At 61.3% G+C, this 25,001-nt stretch carries 22 protein-coding genes, 1 tRNA gene and 1 pseudogene; 18 read left to right on the forward strand and 6 right to left on the reverse strand.

Annotated features, from left to right (window positions below; genetic code table 11):
• Positions 1-235: 235 nt before the first annotated feature.
• The 5 genes from ACYVRZ_RS10500 to rpmH form a co-directional block, all read right to left on the reverse strand.
• Positions 236-397 carry an LPXTG cell wall anchor domain-containing protein gene (locus tag ACYVRZ_RS10500; protein ID WP_262316861.1) on the reverse strand — a complete coding sequence of 54 codons (162 nt, stop codon included), beginning with the start codon at positions 395-397 and terminating at the stop codon, positions 236-238.
• A 453-nt stretch (positions 398-850) separates the two neighbouring features.
• Positions 851-1,615, reverse strand: coding sequence for an RNA-binding cell elongation regulator Jag/EloR (jag, locus tag ACYVRZ_RS10505; protein ID WP_461226702.1), 765 nt, complete (start codon positions 1,613-1,615; stop codon positions 851-853).
• A gap of 46 nt (positions 1,616-1,661) precedes the next feature.
• A complete protein-coding gene (locus tag ACYVRZ_RS10510) occupies positions 1,662-2,510 on the reverse strand; it encodes a membrane protein insertase YidC (RefSeq protein WP_461226704.1) in 849 nt (282 codons plus the stop codon).
• 52 nt (positions 2,511-2,562) lie between these two features.
• Entirely contained in the window at positions 2,563-2,919 is a 357-nt protein-coding gene (gene rnpA, locus ACYVRZ_RS10515) for a ribonuclease P protein component (protein ID WP_262316859.1), read from the reverse strand.
• A gap of 523 nt (positions 2,920-3,442) precedes the next feature.
• Positions 3,443-3,583 carry a 50S ribosomal protein L34 gene (gene rpmH / locus ACYVRZ_RS10520; protein WP_003568442.1) on the reverse strand — a complete coding sequence of 47 codons (141 nt, stop codon included), beginning with the start codon at positions 3,581-3,583 and terminating at the stop codon, positions 3,443-3,445.
• 565 nt (positions 3,584-4,148) lie between these two features.
• Between rpmH and dnaA the strand changes: the two genes are divergently transcribed.
• The 8 genes and pseudogenes from dnaA to ACYVRZ_RS10560 all read left to right on the forward strand — a co-directional run bounded on the left by dnaA (position 4,149) and on the right by ACYVRZ_RS10560 (position 17,029).
• Positions 4,149-5,492, forward strand: a complete 1,344-nt coding sequence (gene dnaA / locus ACYVRZ_RS10525) for a chromosomal replication initiator protein DnaA (protein ID WP_461226707.1) — start codon at positions 4,149-4,151, stop codon at positions 5,490-5,492.
• A 214-nt stretch (positions 5,493-5,706) separates the two neighbouring features.
• Positions 5,707-6,846 (forward strand): DNA polymerase III subunit beta, encoded by a 1,140-nt coding sequence (gene dnaN, locus ACYVRZ_RS10530; protein WP_461226709.1) that lies wholly within the window; start codon positions 5,707-5,709, stop codon positions 6,844-6,846.
• 565 nt (positions 6,847-7,411) lie between these two features.
• Positions 7,412-7,630, forward strand: a complete 219-nt coding sequence (yaaA, locus tag ACYVRZ_RS10535) for a S4 domain-containing protein YaaA (protein ID WP_461226711.1) — start codon at positions 7,412-7,414, stop codon at positions 7,628-7,630.
• Positions 7,627-8,730, forward strand: a pseudogene (gene recF, locus ACYVRZ_RS10540) (DNA replication/repair protein RecF); the annotation flags it as partial. The gene yaaA and the pseudogene recF, both read left to right, overlap by 4 nt.
• Before the next feature lie 633 nt (positions 8,731-9,363).
• Positions 9,364-11,346 (forward strand): DNA topoisomerase (ATP-hydrolyzing) subunit B, encoded by a 1,983-nt coding sequence (gyrB, locus tag ACYVRZ_RS10545; RefSeq protein ID WP_461226734.1) that lies wholly within the window; start codon positions 9,364-9,366, stop codon positions 11,344-11,346.
• A gap of 512 nt (positions 11,347-11,858) precedes the next feature.
• Entirely contained in the window at positions 11,859-14,519 is a 2,661-nt protein-coding gene (gyrA, locus tag ACYVRZ_RS10550; protein WP_461226713.1) for a DNA gyrase subunit A, read from the forward strand.
• Between the two features lie 159 nt (positions 14,520-14,678).
• On the forward strand, positions 14,679-15,383 hold the full coding sequence (locus tag ACYVRZ_RS10555) for an MgtC/SapB family protein (protein WP_461226715.1): 705 nt from the start codon (positions 14,679-14,681) through the stop codon (positions 15,381-15,383).
• A 236-nt stretch (positions 15,384-15,619) separates the two neighbouring features.
• The gene (locus ACYVRZ_RS10560; protein WP_461226716.1) at positions 15,620-17,029 is read left to right on the forward strand and encodes an MFS transporter; all 1,410 of its coding nucleotides are present in this window, start codon (positions 15,620-15,622) and stop codon (positions 17,027-17,029) included.
• Between the two features lie 69 nt (positions 17,030-17,098).
• Here ACYVRZ_RS10560 and ACYVRZ_RS10565 read toward each other — a convergent pair whose 3' ends face one another.
• On the reverse strand, positions 17,099-17,941 hold the full coding sequence (locus tag ACYVRZ_RS10565; RefSeq protein ID WP_461226718.1) for a L,D-transpeptidase: 843 nt from the start codon (positions 17,939-17,941) through the stop codon (positions 17,099-17,101).
• Between the two features lie 143 nt (positions 17,942-18,084).
• Between ACYVRZ_RS10565 and ACYVRZ_RS10570 the strand changes: the two genes are divergently transcribed.
• The 10 genes from ACYVRZ_RS10570 to ACYVRZ_RS10615 all read left to right on the forward strand — a co-directional run.
• Positions 18,085-18,170 (forward strand) — tRNA-OTHER (locus ACYVRZ_RS10570).
• 377 nt (positions 18,171-18,547) lie between these two features.
• A complete protein-coding gene (locus tag ACYVRZ_RS10575) occupies positions 18,548-19,795 on the forward strand; it encodes a carboxylate--amine ligase (RefSeq protein ID WP_461226720.1) in 1,248 nt (415 codons plus the stop codon).
• Positions 19,796-19,810: 15 nt separating this feature from the next.
• The gene (locus tag ACYVRZ_RS10580; protein ID WP_461226722.1) at positions 19,811-20,818 is read left to right on the forward strand and encodes a lipid II:glycine glycyltransferase FemX; all 1,008 of its coding nucleotides are present in this window, start codon (positions 19,811-19,813) and stop codon (positions 20,816-20,818) included.
• Positions 20,819-21,096: 278 nt separating this feature from the next.
• Positions 21,097-22,068, forward strand: coding sequence for an aldo/keto reductase (locus ACYVRZ_RS10585; protein WP_461226724.1), 972 nt, complete (start codon positions 21,097-21,099; stop codon positions 22,066-22,068).
• Positions 22,069-22,132: 64 nt separating this feature from the next.
• Entirely contained in the window at positions 22,133-22,492 is a 360-nt protein-coding gene (locus ACYVRZ_RS10590) for a VOC family protein (protein ID WP_461226725.1), read from the forward strand.
• 188 nt (positions 22,493-22,680) lie between these two features.
• Positions 22,681-22,977 carry a 30S ribosomal protein S6 gene (gene rpsF / locus ACYVRZ_RS10595; protein ID WP_262316846.1) on the forward strand — a complete coding sequence of 99 codons (297 nt, stop codon included), beginning with the start codon at positions 22,681-22,683 and terminating at the stop codon, positions 22,975-22,977.
• Between the two features lie 37 nt (positions 22,978-23,014).
• Positions 23,015-23,587 (forward strand): single-stranded DNA-binding protein, encoded by a 573-nt coding sequence (gene ssb, locus ACYVRZ_RS10600; RefSeq protein WP_461226728.1) that lies wholly within the window; start codon positions 23,015-23,017, stop codon positions 23,585-23,587.
• Between the two features lie 25 nt (positions 23,588-23,612).
• Complete coding sequence (gene rpsR, locus ACYVRZ_RS10605) at positions 23,613-23,849, forward strand: 30S ribosomal protein S18 (RefSeq protein ID WP_225049327.1); 237 nt, start codon at positions 23,613-23,615, stop codon at positions 23,847-23,849.
• Positions 23,850-23,928: 79 nt separating this feature from the next.
• The gene (locus ACYVRZ_RS10610) at positions 23,929-24,759 is read left to right on the forward strand and encodes a Fic family protein (RefSeq protein ID WP_461226730.1); all 831 of its coding nucleotides are present in this window, start codon (positions 23,929-23,931) and stop codon (positions 24,757-24,759) included.
• Between the two features lie 111 nt (positions 24,760-24,870).
• Positions 24,871-25,001: ATP-binding cassette domain-containing protein (locus tag ACYVRZ_RS10615; protein ID WP_461224896.1), on the forward strand; the 131-nt coding region annotated here is incomplete at its 3' end.

The following is a 25,001-nucleotide window of genomic DNA, read 5'->3' on the forward strand; positions in this document are numbered from 1 at the left end:
TACTGGAGGCGCTTGCGCTCCGGACCGTTCCCGCGCGGTGGCTACTACGGCGACCGTGGCTTTGAGTCGTCGCCCCGCACTAAGATAATCATCTGAAGGTAGCTTAACACCAGACCAATTTCCCGTCAAACAATTTGACTCACCACGCGTTTTTTTACCGGCAAAGGCCGCACCACCGGTATTTTCAAGGCCTCACAGCAGCAAAAAACCGGTGGGTTCCCCCACCGGTCGGCCATCAGTGAACGCGCTTGGTGGCACGCCACAGGAAGAAGAAGGAGACGAGCGTCACGGCCAGGACTGCGTAGCCGATCACCGCCACCCAAGGCGAAATCACCCCGCCTGTCGCAGGCAGCACAGCGGCGCCGGCGAGGCCGGCCTTTGAGCTATTTCCGTACATCAGAATTCCTCCTCATCGTTGCAAACGGGGCGGGGCGTGATCTGGCAGCGCGGCACAGACGGGAGGTGGTCCTCGACGTTCGGTCGGAGCTTACGCAATCGCAGTCGGCGCATCCGTTCAGTGGTTGTCGGTTGTGTGCGGCCACCCTGGCCGCCTTAATTTCAGTGTAGCAAGTTGACCACGGCGACTGCCAGCCAGAACCCCTTGCCGCCGCCAACTAAAATGCAACGGCACCCAGATGCGCGTGGTCATCCGATTCCACTGGCGGGTCGCGGCGCGGTGGCTGAAGGTTTCGCGGTGGTCGAGGCCGGATGGCCGCGTCCGACCTCGCCGCGACCGGAACCCGGCGGCCGTGCTGTCACGCGTCACCGCTACGACCGGCGCCTGGTGCGAGACCACACCAAAAATCCGGGCGGCAGCCGCCACCCGGATTGTCAAAGTCAGTGATTCATTTTACAAGCTGCGGCCCTTGGGCGTGACCACGACGTAGCGCCGCGGGTCCGTGCCTTCCGAGTGCGTGTCGACGTACGGGCTATCCGCCAGCGTGGCGTGGATCGCCTTGCGCTCAAAGGACGGCATCGGGTCCAGGTAGACGCTGGCGCCGCGAGCGACGACCTCCCTGGCGCTTTTTTCGGCCAGGCGCCGCACCGCGGCGTCGCGGCGCTGGCGGTAGTCGCCGACGTTCAGCATCACGGTCCACTTGGACTTGCCGTAGTGGTTGAACTCGGTTTGGGCCAGGTACTGGATGGCGTTGATGATCTTGCCGTGTTTGCCGATCAACAGCGCCTCTTTGTCGGTGGCCAGGTCGAACCAGACCTGATCGCCTTCGCGGGTGTTGTCGATGGTCGCCGCCAGCCCCAGCTCGCGGGTGATGTCTTCCAGGTAGCTTTGCACCAAGGCGATGGCCGTTTGGTCATCGCGGTGCAGGGTGTTGCCCTCGTGCAGGTGGTGCAGCGGCAGCTGGTGTTCCGGCTTGGCGGCAGCCGGCGCCGGTGCGGCCTGGACCGCCGGCTTTTCCGGCACGGGATCGGCGTGCAGGCTGGTCGCGGTGGCCGGCTGCACACTCAGGTTGACGATGGCCTGCTGGCGCCCCAGGCCGAACAAGCCGTGCTTGCCCTCCTGGATCACCTCGACGGCCACCTGCTCACGGGCGACGCCAAGCGTCACCAGACCGGCGTCAATCGCCTTTTGGATCGTTGCCCCTTGAAAAGTAGGCATGGGTGGTATCCTCCTTACATTGGCAAGTTGCCTTGCCCCGCGCTGGCTACTTCTTCAACGCGCGTTTGTAGGCCTTGCGCAGCGCCTTTTTGCGGTCGCGCTCGGCTTGGGCCTTCTCGTCGCGAGCCCGCTTCATCTTGAACGGGTTTTGCAACAGCAGGGTCTGCCCCAGTGAAAAGGCGTTGGTGACAACCCAGTAAATCGCAAGCGCCGATGGGAATGTGAAGCCCATTGCAAGAATCATGATTGGTGAAACGGCGACCATGACCCACTGCACGGTGGTCCGGGTTGGCTGGGCCAAGGTCGAGGTCAGGCTGGTCAAAAGCGTGAAGACCGCGGCGAGAATCGGCAGGATCCAGGTCGGGTCGGGCTGACCCAGGTTGGTCCACAGGAAGTGGCCGACCTTCAGCGCCGGCGTCCGGTAGATCGCCTGGTACAAGGCGAACAGGAACGGCATCTGAATGGCAATCGGCAGGCAGCCCATCACCGGGTTGATGCCCTCGGCGGCGTAGAGCTTTTGCGTCTCCTGCTGCAGCTTGCGCTGGGTGTCGGTGTCCTTGCTGCGGTACTTCTTTTGCAGCTCCTTGAGCTGCGGCGCGATTTCCTGCTGCTTGGACATGTTCTTAATCGAAATGTAGCTCAGCGGGAAGATCAGGATGCGGATCAGGATGGTGAAGATGATGATCCCGACCCCGGCGTTGCCGCCGGAGATTTTGGCCAGCCACAGGATGAACTGCGCGGCGTTGTAGATGACGTAGCGGTCCCAGACGTTGGTGCTGTGAGCGGTGACCGTGCTGGTGCCACAGGCCGTCAGGAACACGGTCAAGGCCAGCATCCCCAGCACAACCAAGAGCCGCTTGGTATTGCGTTTGTTCACGAATTCTCCCTCTTTCATTCGACGCGTTGCGCCGTCGTATACAAAAGCCGGGTGGCAAGGCCGCCCAGACTCAGATGATGTCGATGTGATCGTTCAGGATGCCGGCCAGGCTCAGCACATGCACGAGGTTCTTCTTGGTCCCAGCCATGTCGAGCGTCTTGGCCGACTTACGCGCGATCACGAGAAAATCCGTCTGCGGGTCGATGTCCGGTTTGAGCTCGAGCAGCGACTGACGGATGTAGCGCTTCACGCGGTTGCGAACCACGGCGCGGAGGTGAACTTTTTTGCCCACGGAAATCCCCACGCGAAAATGTGGCTGATCGGCCGGCAGGTGGTAAACCACGAAGTTGCGGTTGGCCACCGAGGCCCCCTGATCGAACACGCGCTGAAACTCATCTTCTTTTTTGATTCGGTACGATTTACGCAAGAACGCTCCCTCACAATCTGTTCTTAAGTATACAAGACTCGGTCAGTCGACGCACCTGTAACCGGCAATTTCCTATGTATGTGCAGTGCCAATCAAGCCCAGGTGGCGCCTGACGCAAAAAAGCGGCCCGGGCCTAGCGCTTCGGCGCCGCCTTGTTGCCTATATTAGTGACGGCCGCAGCGGTGCCTGGGGCCGCGCGACCCGCTCCGCTAAACCCGCGGCTTTCCACGCTCTTGCTCTAAACGCGTTCCAAGTCGCAACGCGGATGCGTCTAGCTTCGCCCCAGCAATCGGGGCCAAGTGCGGGCTCCGATCGCTGGGGCTGCGCTACCCGCTCCGCTAAACCCGCGGCTTTCCACGCTCTGCTCTAAACGGGCGCCGCCGAGCATCGCGGGCGCGTCTAGCTGCGTCGCGGTCTTCGGCGCTAAGCCCAGCGCCGCAGCCCACGACTACGCTAGCCGTCCCGCTAAGCGCTCGGCTCTGCCCTCTGCAAAAAAAAACCACTGACCGCGGTCAGTGGGTTGTTAGGCGGATAATACTTTACGTCCCTTAGCGCGACGACGAGCCAAAACTTTACGGCCGTTCTTGGTGCTCATCCGCTTCATGAAGCCGTGAACGCGTTCGCGGTGACGCTTCTTAGGTTGGAAAGTACGCTTGGTGGTCATAAGGACACCTCCTGTTTATCGATTACTATTTTCAGTAACGTATTGTCATTCAAACATCTTCCCATTATACGGACCGCACCCCGCGGCGTCAAGCCGGTTTGCAAAAAAGCCGCGGCAATCTTATCCACAGATTTTGTGAAAAAGGCGGAAAAGCTGTGGATAATTTGTGGCCGGCCGCCGCCCGTTGCTGAAACTAATCACAGGCTTTTCCCGAGTTGTCCGGAAGTTCACAGCCGGTGATTGTGATTATCCACAGGTGTGATTTTGACTGTTGATAACGTGTGAAACACGCATTGTGATGCCGCTTAGTTTCACAGCTGGCTTGTGGATAACCCCAGATGAACGAGGCCATTGCCAAGTCGTTCACACCCTTGTGGAAAACTTATCACCAGCTTTGTCGACAACCACTCGGCTATTTTTCCCCAACTGTGGATATGCGGCTTACTTGTGGAAAACTTTCTAACAAAATGCTAAACTTAGGCTTGCGATCCCTAACTGCATGGCGGCATCGAGCCGCGTGAATATTTATGCATGCCGGGAATTTTGACACGAAGGGGGCTTTGGGGTGCCATCATTAGACGAATTATGGGCGTACCTCGTAAATAAATTCCGCGACGATTTGGTCCAGGTCAGCTTCAACACCTGGATCGAGGCCGCTAAGCCGCTGAGCCTGAACGGTCACACCCTGGTGATCGGGGTACCAACGCCTTACCACAAGTCTTACTGGGAGGCCAACCTCGTCACCAAGGTCGTGGAGTGGAGCTACGGGTACAAGAACCTCGAGATTCAGCCGCTGATTAAGCTGATCGGCGACAATCCGGTGCCTGAACCCGAGGCCGCGCCGACTCAGGCGGCCAATCCGGTGCCGACCTTCAAGGCGCCGACGCACCTCAATAGTAAGTACACGTTCGAGACGTTCGTCACCGGCAAGGGCAACCAGATGGCGCATGCCGCGGCCTTAGTGGTGTCCGAGGAGCCCGGCAAGCTTTACAACCCGCTGTTTTTGTACGGTGGCGTGGGGCTGGGCAAAACCCACCTGATGCAGGCGATCGGCCACCAGCTGCTGCAGTACCACCCGGAGGCCAACGTGAAGTACGTCACCTCCGAGGCCTTCACCAACGACTTCATCAACGCGCTTCGCACCAACGGCACCGAGCAGTTTCGCCAGGAGTACCGCAATGTCGACCTGCTGTTGGTCGACGACATCCAGTTTCTCGGCAACAAGGAGCAGACGCAAGAGGAGTTCTTCCACACCTTCAACGCGCTATACGAGGACAAAAAGCAAATCGTGCTGACCTCCGACCGCCTGCCCAACGAGATTCCCAAGCTCGAGGAGCGGCTGGTGTCGCGCTTCAAGTGGGGCCTGTCCGTCGACGTCACGCCGCCGGATCTCGAGACCCGCATCGCGATTTTGCGCAACAAGGCCAACGCCGAACAGCTGGTGATTCCAGACGACACGCTGTCTTACATCGCCGGGCAGATCGACTCCAACGTTCGCGAGCTGGAAGGCGCCTTGGTGCGGGTTCAGGCCTTCGCCGCCATGAACCACGCCGACATCACCACGTCTTTGGCCGCCGACGCCTTGAAGAGCCTCAAGATCGACGACAAGGACGCGGCGCTATCGATCAACCACATTCAAGACGTGGTTGCCAAGTACTACCACATCACGATTTCGGACCTGAAGGGGAAAAAGCGCGTGAAGCAAATCGTCATGCCGCGCCAAATCGCCATGTACCTGGCCCGGGAAATGACGGACAACTCGCTGCCCAAAATCGGCTCGGAGTTCGGCGGCAAGGACCACACCACCGTCATTCACGCCCACGAGAAGATCACCGCGGAGATTTCGGCCGACGCCGACCTCAAGTCGCAGGTGATCGAGCTGAAGAACCGGCTCAAAAACCGCGGGTGACCGTGCCCAGGCGCCGAGCCGACGCCGCACCACTCCCATCGCATTTTGGCCAATGTGGACAACTTCCCGAATGCGCCCGACTTATCCGCCTTCGTTATCCACAAGGGGATAAGTGTGAGCTCACGCCGTTTTGCCAGTTATCCACAGAACCCACAGGCCCTACTACTATTACTTAAAGACCTAATATCTATCTACGACCACCAGGAGGTCCGCTATGAAATTCACGATTACGCGCTCAACTTTCATTAAGACGCTCAACGACGTGTCACGCGCCATCACCAGCAAAACCACTATTCCAATTCTGACCGGCCTGAAGCTGGTGCTGTCCGACGAGGCGCTGGTGCTGACCGGTAGCGACGCCGATATCTCCATCGAATCACGCATCGACGCCACGGCCGAGACCAACGACCTGCAAATCGAGTCCACCGGCAGCATCGTTTTGCCCGCCCGTTTCTTCACCGACATTGTCAAGCGCCTGCCTGAGCAAACCATGACGCTGGACGTGCAGGACAACTTCCAGACCGTGATCACCTCCGGCTCGTCCGAGTTCACCATCAACGGCTTGGACGCCAACAACTACCCGCACCTGCCGGAAATCGTCTCCGACCACCCGCTGGTGCTGGACGCCGCCGTCTTGAAGGAGCTAATTGGCCAAACCGTCATCGCCGTGTCCAACCAGGAGAGCCGGCCGATCCTGACCGGGGTTCACATCCAGATTGACAACGGGGAGCTGGTCGCCGTGGCCACCGACTCGCACCGCCTGGCGCAACGCACCATCGCGCTGCCGGACGCCCAAGACGCCGACTTCGACGTCATCGTGCCGGGCAAGAGCCTGGTCGAGCTGTCCCGGACGCTGACCGACGACATCAAGCAAGTCGAGATTCGCTTCGCCGACAACCAGGTGCTTTTCCTGGCCGGCGCCACCGCCTTTTACTCCCGGCTGCTCGAGGGCAACTACCCGGACACCAGCCGCCTGATTCCGACCAGCTCGACCACGACGGCCGAGTTCACCGCCAACGGCCTGCTGGCGGCGATTCAACGCGCCAGCCTGCTGAGCCACGAAAGCGCCAATAACGTGGTTCGCCTGAACCTGGACGTGGCCGGGCAAAAGGCCACGATCTACGGCAACTCCCCGGAGGTCGGCAACGTCGAGGAAGACCTGCACTTCGAAAGCCTGACCGGCGACGACCTGGAGATCTCCTTCAACCCGGATTACATGAAAGACGCCTTGCAGGGCCTGGGTCAAACGGTGATCGCGGTGAACTTCACCGCCCCGCTGCGGCCGTTCACCCTGGTGCCGTCCGAGGACAAGGACCACTTCATTCAGCTAATCACGCCGGTCAGAACCTACTGATCGCAATAAAAAAACACGCTAATGGCGTGTTTTTTTATTGTTTCGATGGCGGTCACCGGCGTAAAATAGGCGGTGATTCGAGACGGGAGGCTGAACATGACAGAATTGGCGGCAATCAACTGGGGCGATGCGGCCTTCACCGTGATCATCGGGGTGCTGGTGGTGGCGGTTGCGTATGCGTTGATCAGGCTTTTAATCAAGTGGGCTCGCGGCTAGGCGGGTCGGACGGTCGCGTCAGCGGCCGCCTTTTTTGGTGCCGCGGCGAAGGGTGCCGGTTCGGGCCCTGCGTGGTGGCTCACAGCCCGAGCGGTGGCGAGCGAACCGCCGGCCTTGCAAGGTGATTTTCACACGGTTTGCCGGGCCGATTTTTTGGCCGGCAGGCGATTTTCGGCGCGGATGGGCGTTTTGGGGAATTTTGGCCGGTTCCGGGACCGGGGACCGACCGCAACTAAAAATCGCTTAGAACGCGTTTGACGCCCAAATCCCGTTGTCGAGACACGCAAAAAAATGTATAATATATAGGTAAACGCTGTGTTTAACATTTAGCGCCAAAGGAGTGGCAACGATGAACGAAGTTTCGATCACAACCGAAACCATCACGCTGGGGCAGTTACTGAAAGACGCCGGCGTGATCGATTCCGGTGGGGCGGCCAAGTGGTTTTTGAAGGAAAACAAGGTCCAGGTCAACGGCGAACCGGACGACCGGCGCGGCCGCAAGCTCGAACCCGGCGACGTGGTGACCCTGCCGGACGGCGCGGCGTTCACCGTGACGCAGGCTAAGTGAGACTCGAGCGGCTCAGGCTGCGCGACTACCGCAACTACCCGGCGCTTGACGTCGCCTTCTCCCCGCAGATCAACGTCCTGATCGGGGCGAATGCGCAAGGCAAAACCAACCTGCTGGAGGCGGTGTACGTGCTGGCGTTAGCGCGGAGCCACCGCACCAGCAACGACCGTGAGCTGATTCGCTTCGGCGCCGATTTTGCCAAAATCGAAGGCACCGTGGTTCGCGCAACCGGCAGCGACGCCTTGGAGCTGGTAGTGGCCAAGGTCGGCAAGAAAGCCCGGGTCAACCGCATCGAGCAGCCCAAGCTGTCGCAGTACCTCGGCAAGCTCAACGTCGTGCTGTTCGCGCCGGAGGACCTGGCCATCGTCAAGGGCAGCCCGGCGACGCGGCGACGCTTCATCGACATGGAGTTCGGGCAGATGAGCGCCAAGTACCTGTACAACCTGAGCCAGTACCGCACGATGCTGCGCCAGCGCAACGCCTACCTCAAGCAGCTGAAGTTCCACCAGGCCAAGGACCGTGTGTTCCTCGATGTGCTGTCCGACCAGCTTGCGGCGTTCGGCGCCGAGATCGTGGTCGCCCGGGAGGCGCTGTTGGCCCAGATGGCCGACTTCGCCGCGGTGATCCACCGAGGCATCACCAAGGGGGCGGAGGACTTGACCTTCGCCTACCAGACGCAGGTGCCGGCCGACAAGCGCGACAGCACCGAGGCGGCCTACCAGGCCCTGCGCGAGCTGCTGGCGAGCCACAAGGACCGCGAGATCGAGCAGGGCACGACCCTGGTCGGACCGCACCGAGACGACGTGGCCTTCGTGGTCAACGGCAAGGACGTCGCCAGCTTCGGCAGCCAGGGCCAGCAACGCACCACGGCGTTGGCGGTCAAGCTGGCCGAAATCGACCTGATGAAGGCCAACACCGGCGAGTACCCGGTGCTGCTTTTGGACGATGTGCTGTCGGAGCTCGATGACGACCGCCAGACCCACCTGCTGAAGGCGATCCAAAACAAGGTGCAGACCTTCCTCACCACCACCAGCCTGGACGGTATTGCCCGGGAAATAATCGCGGCACCGGCGGTCTTTCGCGTCGCCAGCGGCGAGCTGACGGCGGTGTCCGGGGATGCGGCCGCTACCATCGCCACCCAGCCGCTCGGCCCCGCCAGCGGCGCCACGGAAGACGCGGCGGCCGCCCTGGCCGCCGCGCGTGGCGCGGTGGCGGCACCAGGCACGACTGCGGCCGCTGCTGATCAGGCGGGTGAGCCCGAGGCCGAATCGACTCAGACGCCGGCTGCGCCGCAGCCCGGCTCGGCGCCCGACTCAGACCAAACATAAATCAATGCATGGAAGCAATCATCATCGCGCGGTAACGCGCAACGCCGGATTGGCCGCTTACGCTGGCCGGTCGGCTAAACGCTCGGTTCCACGCTCTAAACGCGTTCCCTGCCGCAACGCAAGAGCGGCTAGCTACGCCGCGTCACTTAGGACCAAGTACAGGTCCTAAGCGCCACGGCTAGGCTACCCGTCCCGCGCATTCGCGGCATTCCACGCTCTCAAATAAACGCGTTCCACCGAGCATCGCCGGCGCGTCCAGCTAAGGCTAGGCGCCGGGCCAAAGTGCGGCCCAACGCCCAGCCTTACGCTGGCCGGTCGGCTAAACGCTCGGTTCCACGCTCTAAAGGAGGATTCCCATTGTCCGATCAAGAAGACAAAGACTTGCAAGCAACCGCGTCAGATGACCTGACGTCGCAAGCCCAAGCGCCGGTTGACGAAACCGCCGCGGAAGAAAAGAAAGAGAAGCTGGCCGCCGAGTACGACGCCAGCCAGATTCAGGTGCTGGAAGGGCTCGAGGCCGTTCGCAAGCGGCCTGGGATGTACATCGGCTCGACCTCGGTTCAGGGGCTTCACCACCTGGTCTGGGAAATCATCGATAACGGGATCGACGAGGCGCTGGCCGGTTTTGCCGACGAGATCAACGTCTCCGTCGAGCCCGACAACTCCATCACCGTCTTCGATAACGGGCGTGGGATTCCGGTCGACATTCAGAAGCAGACCGGTCGCCCGGCGCTTGAGACGGTTTTCACCATTCTTCACGCCGGCGGTAAGTTCGGCGGTGGCGGGTACAAGGTGTCCGGCGGCCTGCACGGGGTCGGCGCCAGCGTCGTCAACGCGCTGTCGACCAGCCTGGACGTCACCGTCAGCCACGGCGGCAAGTACTACTACATGGACTTCACCCGCGGCAAGGTGAAGACGCCGATGAAGGTGATCGGCGACGCCCCTGAGCATGCCCACGGCACTAAGGTTCATTTTGTGCCGGACCCGGACATTTTCACCGAGACCACGGTTTACGACGACAAAATCCTGACCCAGCGCATCCGCGAGCTGGCCTTCCTGAACAAGGGGCTGCGCCTGACCTTCACGGACAAGCGTGCCGACACCGCCGAGAAGAAAATTTTCCACTACGAAGGCGGCATCAAGGAGTACGTCGCCTTCCTCGACAAGAGTAAGGACAACCTGCTTGAGGAGCCGATTTACGTCGAGGGCCAGGCCAACGGCATCACCGTCGAGGTCGCGCTGCAGTACTCGGTCAACGGCTATAACTCAACGCTGATGACCTTCGCCAACAACATTCACACCTACGAAGGCGGGACCCACGAGACGGGGTTCAAAACGGCCCTGACGCGCATCATCAACGATTACGCCAGGAAGTCCGGCGCCTTGAAGGAGAACGACGACTCGCTGTCCGGCGAGGACGTGCGTGAAGGCATGACCGCCGTGGTTTCGGTCAAGCACCCGGATCCGCAGTTCGAAGGGCAGACCAAGACCAAGCTGGGTAACGCCGACGCCCGGGCCGTCACTGACCGCGCCTTTTCCGAGCACTTCAACAAGTACCTGATGGAGCACCCGACCGAGGCCAAGCAGATCGTCGACAAGGCGATGATGGCCAGCAAGGCCCGGGCTGCCGCCAAACGGGCGCGTGAGGCGACCCGCAAGAAGTCCGGCCTGGAAATTTCCAACCTGCCGGGCAAGCTGGCCGACAACTCCAGCAAGGACCCCGAGATTTCCGAGCTGTTCATCGTCGAGGGGGATTCCGCCGGTGGCTCCGCCAAGTCCGGCCGCTCCCGCCTGACCCAGGCGATTTTGCCGATTCGCGGTAAAATCCTGAACGTCGAGAAGGCCTCGATGGAGCGCATTTTGGCCAACGAGGAAATCCGCACCCTGTTCACCGCGATGGGCACGGGCTTTGGCGACGAATTCGACGTCGGCAAGGCGCGGTACCACAAGCTGATCATCATGACCGATGCCGACGTCGACGGCGCCCACATCCGGACGCTGCTGCTGACGTTGATCTACCGCTACATGCGGCCGCTCTTGGATGCCGGCTACGTCTACATCGCCCAGCCGCCGCTGTACCGGATTCGCCAGGGCAAAATGCTGCGCTACATCGACTCCGACGAGGAGCTGGCCGAAGTGATCGGTCAGCTGCCGCCGAGCCCGAAGCCGGAAATCCAGCGGTACAAAGGGCTCGGGGAAATGGACGCCTCCCAGCTGTGGGAGACGACCATGGATCCGGACAAGCGCCGCCTGCTGCGCGTGTCGCCTGAGGACGCGGAAAGCGCCGATGGCATCTTCGACATGCTGATGGGCGACGCGGTCGGCCCTCGCCGCCAATTCATCGAGGACAACGCCGTGTACGTGGACGCGAAGAACATCGATGCGTAGCTAGCCGCACCCGCGATGCGCCGCGGAACCCGTTTATGCCCGGGCTGCGGCCGCGGCCGCGGTGGGGGCTTCCGGCTCCGGGCCAGGGCAATGGTCCGCGTGGGGCTCTCCTGAGCCCAAAGTGCGGTCTCAGGACCCGCCCTTGCACTAAGCCGGCAAAAATCGCCGACTAAGTGCAATTTCACGCTGGCTCGCCCTGGCCCTCCGCCTCCAGCACCATCGTGGTCGTGCCTCCGCCCTACATAGCAGGGTGACGCACGTGGCAGGTCTGATTGCGGACTGCAGTCGCACGAGCAATGGCGGCTGAGGCTAATTTTCGAACTCTGTTGTGCAGCGCGTCTGAGTTGCGCGTCATGTCGGTCGCCTTTTGACCACAATGTAGCGGGCCCCGGAACCCGCGGCCTCAACTACCAACCACTAAACTTAAAACAACCCACTGGCACTGAAAATGCCAAGCTTCACACAAGGACAACGCCGTGTGCTGTTGTTCACTGAAGGGAGAGATAATTCTTTTGGACGATCGCCAAGAAAGCCGGATTACGACAGTCAATCTGGCCAAAACGATGAAGACCTCGTTTCTCGAGTATGCGATGAGTGTCATCGTGGCCCGGGCCCTGCCGGATGTTCGCGACGGCCTCAAGCCGGTGCAACGCCGGATTTTGTACGGGATGAACGAGCTGGGGGTCACCCCCGACAAGCCTTACAAGAAGTCTGCCCGGATCGTCGGGGACGTCATGGGGAAGTACCACCCCCACGGTGACTCCTCGATCTACGAAGGCATGGTGCGAATGGCGCAGGACTTCTCCTACCGCTACATGCTGGTCGACGGCCACGGGAACTTCGGCTCCGTCGACGGTGATGGCGCCGCCGCGATGCGTTACACCGAGGCGCGGATGAGCCGCATCACCATGGAGATGCTGCGCGACATCAACAAGGACACCATCGACTACCAGGACAACTACGACGGCACGGAAAAAGAACCCGTTGTGCTGCCGGCCCGTTTTCCCAACCTCTTAGTCAACGGTGCCACCGGCATCGCGGTGGGGATGACCACCAACATTCCGCCACACAACATGGCGGAGGTCATCTCCGCACTGCACATCCTGATGGACAACCCGGACGCGACGACGCTGGACCTGATGAGCGCCTTGCCGGGGCCGGACTTTCCGACCGGCGGCCTGGTGCTGGGCAAGTCCGGCATTCGCCGCGCCTACGAAACCGGCAAGGGCGTGATCACCGTTCGCGCCAAAACCGAGATCCAAACGGAAAAGAACGGCCGCGAACGCATCATCGTCACCGAGATCCCGTACATGGTCAACAAGGCCAAGCTGGTGGAACGCATCGCCGAGCTTGCCCGGGAGAAGAAAATCGAAGGCATCACCGACCTGAACGATGAGTCTGATCGTGAAGGGATGCGCATCACAATCGACGTGCGGCGCGACATTTCCGCGACCGTCGTGCTGAACAACCTGTTCAAGCTGACGCCGCTGCAGACCGGTTTTTCCTTCAACATGGTCGCTATCGTCAACGGGGCCCCGAAGACCTTGAGCCTCAAGGAAATCCTGACCTACTACCTGGAACACCAGGAGCAGGTCATCCGGCGCCGGACCCAGTTCGACCTCAAGAAGGCCGAGGCCCGGGCCCACATTCTGGAAGGCTTGAAGATTGCGCTGGACCACATCGACGCGATCATCAGCATCATCCGCTCCAGCGAAACCGGCGACAAGGCCAAGGTCATCTTGATGGACAAGTACCAGTTGTCCGACAAGCAGAGCCAGGCGATTCTCGACATGCGCCTGGTTCGCCTGACCGGTCTGGAACGCGAGAAGGTTGAAAACGAGTTCCAAGACGTTCAGGCCGCGATTGCCGATTACAAGGACATTTTGGCCAAGCCGGAACGCGTTCACCAGATCATCTACGACGAGCTGCTGGAAATCCAGCGCAAGTTCGGCGACAAGCGCCGCACCGAGCTTTTGGTCGGCGAGGACCTGAACATCGAAGACGAGGACCTGATCGAAGAGGAGAACGTCGTCATCACGCTGACCCACAACGGCTACGTCAAGCGCCTGCCGGCCAGCGAGTTCAAGACGCAAAACCGCGGCGGCCGCGGCCTGCAGGGGATGGGCGTTCACGACGATGACTTCGTCGAGCACATCGTCTCGACCTCGACCCACGACGTTTTGCTGTTCTTCACCAACGCCGGCAAGGTCTACCGCAGCAAGGGTTACGAGATTCCCGAGTACAGCCGCACGGCCAAGGGCATCCCGATTATCAACCTGCTGGGCATCGCCAACAACGAGAAGATCCAGACCATCATCAACGTCACCCCGGGTGGCGCGACGGACGAGAAGTTCCTGTTCTTCGTCACCAAGAACGGTCTGGTCAAACGCACCCCGGTCAGCGATTTTTACAACATTCGCAAGAACGGCCTGATCGCCCTGAACATGAAGGAAGACGACGAGCTCAGCCGGGTAATCCCGACCAGCGGCGACGACACCTTGTTCATCGGGACCCACCTAGGCTACTCCGTCACCTTCAAGGAGGAGGATGTTCGCAGCATGGGCCGCACCGCGACCGGTGTTCGCGGCGTTCGCCTGCGCGAAGGCGACTACGTGGTCGGCTCCGACGTGCTCAAGCCCGACGCGGAGGTCTTCGTTATCTCCGAGAACGGCTACGGCAAGCGAACCCCGGCCTCCGAGTACCCGATCAAGGGCCGCGGTGGCAAGGGCATCAAGACCGCCAACATCACGGAGAAAAACGGGCCGCTGGCCGGCGTCGCCACGATTGACGGCGACACCGATATCATGGTGATGACCGACTCCGGCGTCATGATCCGCTTCAACATCGACACCGTCAGCCAAACCGGCCGTGCGACGTTGGGCGTTCGCCTGATCCGCGTGGATGACGGCGCCAAGGTCGCGACCATGGCCAAGGTTGAGCCAGAACCGGACGAGCCGGAGCCGACCCAGGCGGCAGGCGCCGACGCGGTGGCCGGGGACGGCACCGCAACGGCGACCGCCGGTGATCCGGCTGCGACACCGGTTGCCGGCGACACCCCGGCCGGGGACGGCGACGCGCAGCTGCGCGAACTGCTGAATCGGGCCGCCGAAGACGCCGACACCGAAGACGCCGACGCTGCAAGCGATGACGACGATTCGGACGACGCAGAATAATTAGGCCCCCAGCTTTGGGGCGCAACTTTGGGGGTCGGGTTCGCCACGGGCGAACTTGGCCCCTTTTTATCGGAATTGGGTACGAACAGGGCGTTGCCTTGCGCAACCCGTTTCTAGCGTGTGTGCAGGCATGCACACACGCTTGTGAGGAGGAGATCTATGCATTACGAACTGAGTTTACTCGAAATCATCGGCCGGCTGCTTTTGGCCGTGGTGGTGTCCGGCGTGATCGGCTACGACCGCGAGCACAAGAACCGGCCAGCGGGGCTTAGGACCCACGTGCTGGTGTGTGTCGGCGCCTGCATCATCGCGCTGGTGCAAAAGGAGATCGGCTTCAACGCGCTGAACACCGCGCTGGCCCACCCCCGCCTGTCCGGGGTGCTGCGAGCCGACGACGCGCGGCTGATCGCGCAGGTCGTGTCCGGCATCGGGTTTCTCGGCGCCGGCACGATCATCGTCCAGCACCGCACCGTGCGGGGCCTGACCACCGCCGCCAGCCTCTGGGCCGTGGCCGGCCTGGGTCTGGCCATCGGCATGGGCAACTACGAGATCGCGATTGCCAGCGCTGTGGTCGTGATCTCGGTGCTGATGTTCATGAAGAAGATTGTTCACGTCAACACGATGAAGAAAATCGAGATTCAGTACCGCCACAAGCTGGAGACCAAGGAGTTCATCCAGAACTACTTCGAGGCTCACGGCATCACGGTGTCGGATGTCAACTTCCGCGTGACCCAAACCGACGACGCGCAGATCTACACCAACATCTACGAAATCGAGATCCCGCGCAACATGAACTACGCGGATATCATCGAGGATATCTCGCTGAACAAGAACATCATGCGCATTCAAACCGTCAGCCTGTAACGGGCAGCGAGACGCCAAGGCTCCGCCGGCGCCCGACCAAGGCGGAGAGTGTGGCCGGCGACTTTGAATTTTACCGGTGCGACTGCTACAATAATCGCAAGAGAAAGTGTCTGGGTGCTGACCCGCTGTCGGCGCCGGCTGTATCGAAAATTCGATCAGTCGGTGCCGGTGGCGGGTCTTTTGCTGTTCGGCGTCACGGCACCGCGAAAAAATCTTGTGAAGCGAGGAATTTTGCCATGTTAACCATCATAACGCGCCGGACCCAGCTGTCGCTGCTGGCCGTTGCACTGCTTTCCTTCGTCGGAATTCTCATTGAGACCTCGATGAATGTCACCTTTCCGACTTTGATTGCCGCCATGCACGTGCCGCTGACCATCGTGTCCTGGCTGACCACCGGCTACCTGCTTTTGGTCACCGTGGTCATGGGGGCCACCGCCTACCTGCTCAAGCGTTTTTCGGAGCGAACGCTTTTTGCCGTCGCCTGCGGGTTTTGCCTCGGGGGGACGCTGGCCTGTGCCGCGGCCCCGAACTTTGCGGTGCTGCTGGCGGGGCGGCTGTTACAGGCCGTCGCGACCGGCGTGGCCACGCCGCTTTTGTTCGAGCTGATCTTCACGCGGGTGCCGCGCCGGCAGCTCGGGTTGTACACTGGACTGGCCGAGATGCTGATCTCGCTGGCGCCGGCGCTTGGCCCGACATACGGCGGGTTGATGGCCTCGGTCTTCAGCTGGCGCGGGATTTTCTGGTGCGTCCTGCCGGTCATCGCCGGGGTGGCCGTGCTGGGGCTTGCCACCATCCGCAAGGCGGCGGTGGCCGGCGCCGGCCGCTTCGATGCGCTGGGGCTTACGCTGCTTGCGCTGTTCTTCACGTCACTTGTCACGGCGTTCACCTTGGCCGGGCAGCGCGGCTTTGCCAGCACCGGCTTCTGGCTGGCGCTGCTGGTGGCGCTGCTGGCCTTGGTTGCGCAGATCTGCCACGCGTGGCGCGGTCGAACGCAGCTGCTGGACTGGCGGATTTTGCGTGAGCCGGTGCTGAGTCTGCGGCTGGTCACTTACTTTCTGTTGCAGTTCATCAACATCGGGGCCTCATTCGTCATTCCGATGCTGGTTGAAGACGGGCTCGGGCACAGCGCGATGCAGGCCGGGCTGGTGCTGTTCCCAGGCGCCGCGGTTGGGGCGGTGGTCGCGCCGCTGGCCGGTCGCCTGTACGACCGGCGCGGCATTCGCGGCCTGATTGTGGCCAGCACCGGCGTCGTTGCGCTGGGGACCCTACTGTTCACCGCCTTGGGCCAGCGGCTCGGGTTGCTCGGCATTTTGGCCCTGTTCGTGCTGGTGCGAATTGGGTTCAACCTGGGCTTCGGTAATTTGATGTCGGCGGCCAGTCAGTTGGTGACCGGCCGGCACCGTGCCGATCAAAACGCGCTGTTCAACATGCTCCAACAGTATGCCGGCTCGCTTGGCACCGGGGTGTTGGCGGCGGTGATCGCTAGCCAGACGCTGAGTAGGGGCAAGGCGACCCTCGCGACCCTACGCGGCTGTCAGCTGAGCTTCGGGGTGCTGCTGGGGCTTGCCGTGCTGGCACTTTTAGCGGCCGTTGTGGCCAACCGGCTGAGTTCGCGCCAGACCGCGGCCGGTCATAATTTGCGCTAATCGGCAGTCAAAAAGGCGCCATCACCGCGACTAGCTTGTACGGTGATGGCGCCTTTGCGGCAGCTCGGGTCACGCAATCGTGACGCGGGTGCCGACGCGAATATGCTCGTTAATCCACTTGGCGTCGGCCACGCTCAGTCGGACACAACCATGGGAGCCAGGCTCCTTGCCGAGCTTGGCGGCCTCCGAGGCGATGTAGTGGCCGGAGGCGTCGGTCGGCACGGTGTGGAAGAGGTAGACGCCGTGGTCCAAGAAGCTGGTGTAGTAGTGAGCCCCCAGCTTTTCACGCGCGTTGTAGAAGTAGGCGCCGCGTTCGGCCTGAATGTGAAAAACGCCGCGTGGGGTCGTGTTGTCGGTGCCGCTGGAACAGTACATGGTGTACACCAGCCGGTTGCCGTCCTTCAGGTAGACGCGCTGCTTAGCCAGCGACACGACGATCTGCAGGTTGGGCATCGCCGCGGCGTCGGGGTAAGGCTTGTCCTCCGAGGGGGCTCGCCAATCGAGGTTGGCCGGCGTGGCGTCGGCCGTTGCCTTGGTTTTGGCGGCCTTGGTTTTGGCCGCCTTCTTGGCGTCGGCCGTTGCCTTGGCCTTTGTCTTGGCTTTCGTCTTGGCCTTCGCCGCGGCGGCCTTCTTGGCGGCGGTGGTCGCCTTGGCGCCTGTGGCGTTATCGGCGACCGCGGTGCCGGCCTGCTTACCCGCTGCCTTGCCGGTGGCCTTCTTGCCGCCGGCGGCCGCGGCCTGGGCCGTCGTCGGATGCGGCGGCTGCAGGGCCTGGCGGTGGCTGCGCCAGGCGACGCCGGCGACCAAGGCGAGCACCACCAAGGCCGCCGCGGCCCAGCGAACCCAGGGCCGCAGGTGGTGCGTTGTCAGATAATCGCGCATTGCGCGGCCGGTTTCTTGCCACTTCGCCATCGGCTGATGCCTCCCATCACTCGTTACTTCTCATTGTAGCAGGGCGAGGCGTTGCTGTGACCCCTGCCGCGGTGTTTTTAGCGTTCCTTAACGCGCGGCTTTACAGAAAGGGCCGGCGATGCTATACTAATCCCTGTTGTTTTGGAGAGTTGGCAGAGTGGTAATGTTGCGGGCTGCTTGCAGCCTGTGGGCGCGAAAGCGTACGGAGGTTCAATCCCTTCGCTCTCCTTATGCGGGTTCCCGGCGGTGGTCGGGGGCCTTTTTGTCGTCCGGAAACGAACGTAAAAAGGTCGGCCGGGTTGTGCTGGCTCAATTGTGGTGATCGGGGTCTTCAAACAGGCGATGGTGAGACGCGAATACCGGTGAGAATAAGGATTGCGTGAAGCGAACGGGCGCAGGTACTGGCTGCTGTGAAGGATATCTTCGGATTTTTCGGATAGATTTGTTCGACCCCGAGGAAGATGCTCGCGGCCTTTTTGGCGTCCACTCGCCCCTTAATTTTCCGCAAAGGCCCGGCCAATCGGCCCGGCAAGGCGGCAGGGCGGCGGCTTTTGTGGCATAATAAAAGGCGATTGATCCGACACCAAACATACGGGAGCTATAATTATGGTCGATACTAGTAAAATTGTTCCAATCATGGTCGGAACGGATGTCAACGGCTACCAGATGGCCCGGTCGTTCCACGAGGCTTATGGCGTCACGACCCACTGCGTCGGCGTCGCGCCTTTGATCATGACCCGCGACTCGCAAATCTGCGACGTGACGATCGTCGACGGGCTCAAGGAGGACGCGACCTTCGTCCGGGCAATCAAGGACCTCGCGGCCAAGTACGGGGTCCCTGGCGTCAAGCCGATTCTCTGCATGGCCGGCGATGAGTACGTTGAGCTGGGCATCCGCAACCGCGAAGCGCTCAAGGACGTGGTCTGGATTCCGTACCCGGACCTCGCCGTGCTCGACGACGTTTACTACAAGGACCACTTCTACGCCCTGTGCGAGCAAAACGGCCTGCCCTACCCGACGACGGTGGTGGTCAACCAGAACGACTACCAGCAAAAGGTGGCCGACCTCGCGATCGATTTTCCGGTGGCGATGAAACCCGCCGACGCCGCCCAGCAGATCGCCCTAGACTTTGAGGGCCAGCGCAAGGCCTACAAGTTCCAGAACAAAGAAGACATTCTGGACATGATTCAACGCACCTACGCGGCCGGCTACGACGGCAACATCTTGCTGCAGGACTTCATCCCCGGCGGCGACGATTCGATGTACACGGTGAACTTCTACGCCGACCGCGATCATAACGTGCGGCAGATCACGATGGGCCGCCAGCTGCTGCAGGACCCGTCCGACTTCCTGGTCGGCAATTACGTCGCGACCTTCATCGAGCACCACGAAGCCATCGAGCAGAAGCTGATCCGCTTTGTGAAGGCCATCCGCTACTCCGGCTTTGGCAACTTCGACCTCAAGTTCGACGCCCGGGATCGGGAGTTCAAGCTGATCGAGCTGAACCCGCGCCAGGGCCGCTCCGCCTTTTACACCACCGCCAGCGGCACCAACCTGGTGATTCCGGCCGTGGAGGAGCTGTTGTTCAACGTGCCGTTCACCGAGACCGACTACAACCGCGCCGACTACCTGTGGCTGGGGGTTAACGCTGACGACGCCGTGGCCAACGTCGAGCATGACGACGTGCGGGCACACATGAAGGAACTGATCGCGGCCGGCAAGGCGTCCAACACCCTGCAGTACGCCGCCGACAAGTCCATTTTCCGCAACCACCGCGTCAAGAAGTACTACGACAGCTACACCAAGCGCTTCGCTGAGAAAAAGGCCAAGCGCGAACAAGACGGGATTTTCTAGAAAAGGAGTCTGCACATGCCAATCGTAAACCTGAACGACCAAGCCGAACTGGACCGCTACGAGGCCTTCGTGGAAAATGCGCCGTACACCTCTGTCACCCAGTCCGTGAACTGGGGCAAGGTCAAGAATAACTGGACGCCGCTGTACGTCTACCTGGAAGACGGCGGCGCGATCACGGCGGCGATGTCGATTCTGATGACCAAAGACCCCAACGGCGACACCTTCGCCTACTGCTCCAAGGGTCCGGTCGCAGACCCCACCGACGTCGCCTTGATCCAAAAGCTGGTGGCCGAGGCCAAGCCGGCTTTGATCGAGCACAACGTCTTCTTGCTGCGGATGGATCCGGAGGTCTTGTACAGTGATGAGCTGAACAAGGAATTCGAACAGGCCGGTTTTGTGCTGCGGAACCGGCAGTTCACCGGCGACCACGACACCATCCAGCCGCGCTACAACATCGTGCTGGACGTGGCCGGCAAGGACATCGACGGCGTGATGGCGACGATGACCGGCAAGACCCGCACCAAGATTCGCCACGGCATTAAGGCCGGCGTGACCGTGGAATCCGGCGATTCAATCGACCTGGTGCCGGACTTCTTCGATTGCTACAAGATCATGAGCGAGATCCACGGCATCACCTACCGGCCCCAGGCCTACTTCGAGCGGATTGCCGAAGCCTTTGGCGGCACCGGTCACCTCAAGATTTTCATCGCCAAGTACGACGGCGAGGTTCAGGCCAGCGCCTTGGCCTTGACCTTCGGCGACCAGACCTGGCACGTATTCGGCGGCTCTAAGCGCATCCAAAACAGCCTGATGGTGCCGTACGTGCTGCAGTACGACATGATCAAATGGGCGACCGAGCAAGGCGTCGCGCGTTACGACATGGGCGGCGTCTGGGCCGAGGACAACTCCGACGGCCTGTACCGCTTCAAGCACCCCTTCGCCCCGGACCGCGGTGTCCTGGAGTACCTCGGCGAAATCGATTACGTGCTGAACCAGGAAGCCTACGACAAGTTCACCAAGTAACCCAGAGCGGAGCCGAGCGCAGTTAGCCGGACGAGTAGCGGTGGGTTGGGCATTGGGCCCGACCTTGGCCCAGTGTCCAACCCGAGCTCGACGACCCAAAGCGTAGAAGCACGGGTTGACGGGAGAGCCACAATCAGCTTCTAAGCCAGGCAAAGACACCACCTCACAAGCGCTTGTGAGGTGGTGTCTTTGTGTCTCAGCGAAGCTTACGTTATCCGTGCCGATTGGCGAGTGATGTGGTATCATCTGAGCGATTGCAAGCATAGGAGGATGAGCCAATGAAGCGAATCACCATTCCCAATACCGAACTCACGATGAGTAGCATCGGCCTGGGTACCGCCAGCGCCGGGTTGACCTGGGCCGGGGCCGCGGCCGACCGGATTTTGGGTACTTACCTCGACTTGGGCGGCAACGTGATTGACACTGCCCGGGTCTACTCGGACTGGGTGCCGGGCGAAACCGGCCGCTCCGAGCGGGTGGTCGGCGACTGGTTGCAGCACTCCGGCAAGCGCCAGGACGTGGTGCTGGTCACCAAGGGCGGCCACCCGGACCTGCAGCGGCCGGACGCCGACAGCCACCGCAGCCGGATGACGGCGGCTGACATGCGTCACGACCTGGAGCTGTCGCTGACGGCGCTTCACACCGACGCCGTCGATCTGTACTTCTACCACCGCGACGACCGCAGCCAGCCGGTCGCGGCCCTGATCGAGACGATGGAAACGTTCCGCCGCGAGGGTAAAATCCGCTACTACGGTTGCTCGAACTGGCAGGCCGACCGCATCGCCGAAGCCGCGGCCTACTGTGAATCGCGCGGCTACCGCGGCTTCGTCGCCGACGAGGCGCTGTTCAACCTCGGCGTGGCCCACAAGGCGCCGGGTAGCGATGACACGCTGGTCGCCTTGACCGGGAAGCTGGCCGACTACCACGCGACCCAGCCGGAACTTTTGGCGATGCCGTACTCCGGCGTGGCCAACGGCTTTTTCCACCACTTCGCCAAGGGTGGCGCCGCCGCGGTGGCCGGCAGCGACTACGCGACGCCGGCCAACCTCGCCCGAGCCGAGCAGGTGGTGGCGCTGGCTCACCGCACCGGCGCGACGATCACCCAGGTGGTGTTCGGCTTCTTCGCGGTTCAGCCCTTCGCCTGCCTGCCGCTGTTCGCACCGCGCAACCTGGCGCAGCTTGAGGACACGCTGGGGGCGGCCGGGCCGACGCTCACACCGGCGGATTTTGCGTTCGCGGCGGGGGACTGAGGCCGCTTGGCGTAATCATTAAGTGTCGCGTGGCCAGGGCCCGAGTGCCCAGGAGGAAGAACCAATGGTTGTCAAAACCCGCATCATGCTCTACGTCTCGGATGTCGCCAAGCTCACCGCCTTTTGGGAGGCGACGCTCGGGGCCAGGCGCGTGGGTACCATCGACTTGCCCGAGGGGTACTACGGGCAGGTGCTTGAAGTCGGCGCCGGCACGGAGCTTGCGCTTTTCAGTAACGACTTCATCGCCAAGTACTCGCCGGAGGTCGCCGGCAACCAGCCGTCGGTGATGTTTTATGTTCGCGACTTCGACGCGCTGCACGACCGGCTTCCCGGTGCGACGCCGATCACCGACGACGCCGGCACCCGTGCGTTCGGCTTCCCGGATCCGGACGGGCATTACTTCGCCATCGGAGCGCTTGACTGACGCGTTCGCCGCGGCGGGTCAGACGAGCGGCCGCGGTGGCATCCGGGCGGCCGGGGTTTTCATGAATTAGCTTTACGGCGCCGGGCCGTTTATGGTACACTTTTAATTTGTGAGCATGTGCCTTAGGGCCGGCTTACTCCTTGCTCCTAGGAACTAGGGGCCAAAGACCATAAGGAGGTGAACGTCAAATGGCTGAAACTAAGTATGAAGTAACTTACATCATTCGTCCTGACATGGATGAAGAGGCTAAGGCACAACTGGTTGAACGTTTTGACAATATTCTGAAGGAAAATGGTGCCACCATCATTGATTCCAAGGATTGGCAAAAGCGTAAGCTGGCCTATGAAATCAAGAAGTACAACGAAGGCATCTACCACATCGTGAACTTAACCGCTAACGATGCGAAGGCTGTCGATGAATTCGATCGTCTTGCCAAGATCTCCGGCGATATTCTGCGTCAGATGATCGTGGTTCGCGAAGACTAATTCATAGCCAACATTTTTACGAAGGGGAGCTGAAGGAATGATCAACAACGTTTCTTTGACTGGTCGCCTGACCCGCGATATCGAGCTGCGCTACACGCAAAGCGGTACCGCCGTCGGTTCGTTCACACTTGCCGTTGATCGGCAGTTCACGAACCAGCAGGGTCAGCGCGAGGCCGACTTCATCAACTGCGTCATCTGGCGTAAAAGCGCTGAGAACCTCAGCAATTTCACGCGCAAGGGGTCGCTGATTGGGATTGAAGGCCGCATCCAGACGCGTAACTACGACAACAATCAAGGCCAGCGGGTCTATGTCACCGAAGTCGTCGTTGATAACTTTGCCTTGCTCGAGTCCCGGGCGACCACCCAAGCGCGGCCGGCCGAACCCGCAACAGGCAATTCGAACCCAGGCTACGGTCAAAACCAAGGCTACCAGGCCCAACAGCCTGCCGCCCCGGCTTTTGGCCAAAACCCCGCCTCATCATCGAACAACAACAGTGGCAACACGAACCCATCGCGGCCGGCGGCGCCAAGCACCCCGACCAACACGGGCGATCCCTTCGCCGATAGCGGCAAGTCGATCGACATCTCCGATGATGATTTGCCGTTCTAAGAATTCTTGAAAAGGAGTGACACACATGGCACAACAGCGTCGTGGTGGCCGTCGTCGTCGTAAAGTCGACTTCATCGCCGCTAACCACATCGAATACATCGATTACAAAGACACCAACCTGCTGGAGCGGTTCGTATCCGAACGCGGCAAGATTTTGCCTCGTCGGGTGACCGGCACCAGTGCTAAGAACCAGCGCAAGCTGACCGTTGCGATCAAGCGTGCCCGCATCATGGGCCTGCTTCCGTTCGTTGCGGAAGACTAATCGCGCAAGAACGTCGGGCCTCGGCCCGACGTTTTTTTTATGGCTTGGGCCTGTTATAATCCAATCAGGAGGTGATGTGATGACTGACGAAGCACAGGCGCTGGCCGAGCTGACCGCACTTCAGGCCAAGATGGCGGCCTTTCGCCCACTGGCGGCCGCCGAGGTGCGAGCCTTGGAAGAAGACGTGCGAATTGAGCACGTCTGGTCCTCGAACGCGATTGAGGGCAGTTCCCTGACGAAGTACGAGACGGCCTCGATTCTCAACCGCGGCATGACGATTCACGGAGCCCCGGTGGCCGAGATTCTCGATGCGATGGATCTGAACCGCGCCTATGACTACATGATGGACCTGGCGGCGCGACCGCAGCCGCTGACCGCGACCACGGTTCGCGACCTGAATCGGCTGGCGATGCGGCGGGTGGATAATCCCGACGCCGGCCGGTACCGCGCCGTCGCGGCGTGGCCCAGTGGTTTTGAGGAGACGCCTTACACCGAGCCCTTCGCGATCAATGCGGCGATGGCTGACCTGATTGACTGGAGCCACACCGCGCAGGTCGCGCTGCACCCCGTCAAATACGCGGCCGAGCTGCACCGGCGCTTCGTCACCATCCACCCCTTTGCCGATGGCAACGGTCGCACGGCGCGGCTCTTGATGAACCTGGCGCTGACGGAATTTGGCTACCCGGTCATTAACATTCAGCCGGACCGGGTGAGCCGCGATGCCTACATGGCGGCACTGCACCTTAGCCAGACCACCGGTGACGCGGCGCCATTCACGGCGATCATCGTGGCGAATGTTCGGGCCACGCTGCAGGCGCGAATCGCGACCCTGCAGCTCGCCGAGGCGAACCGGCAGGCGGCGGCCGGCGACAGCCGTCTGGACACGGATGATCAAGGAGACCATAAGTGAGTGCGTCGGGCCCCGGCCCGGCGTTTTTTTAATGCGCAAATAACGAAAAATTGATAGCGGTGTCACGTCTTTAGTGATAAAATGATGAAAAAATGAACAGAGGATGAGAGCATGCTAACCGTCAAAAACCTAACCTTCGCCTTCCACGACAAGCCGATTCTCGACAACGTCGCCTTTGACCTGCAGGACGGTCAGGTGATCGGTCTGGTCGCCCCCAACGGCACCGGCAAGACCACGCTGCT

It is taken from the genome of Lacticaseibacillus suihuaensis, from assembly GCF_054785075.1.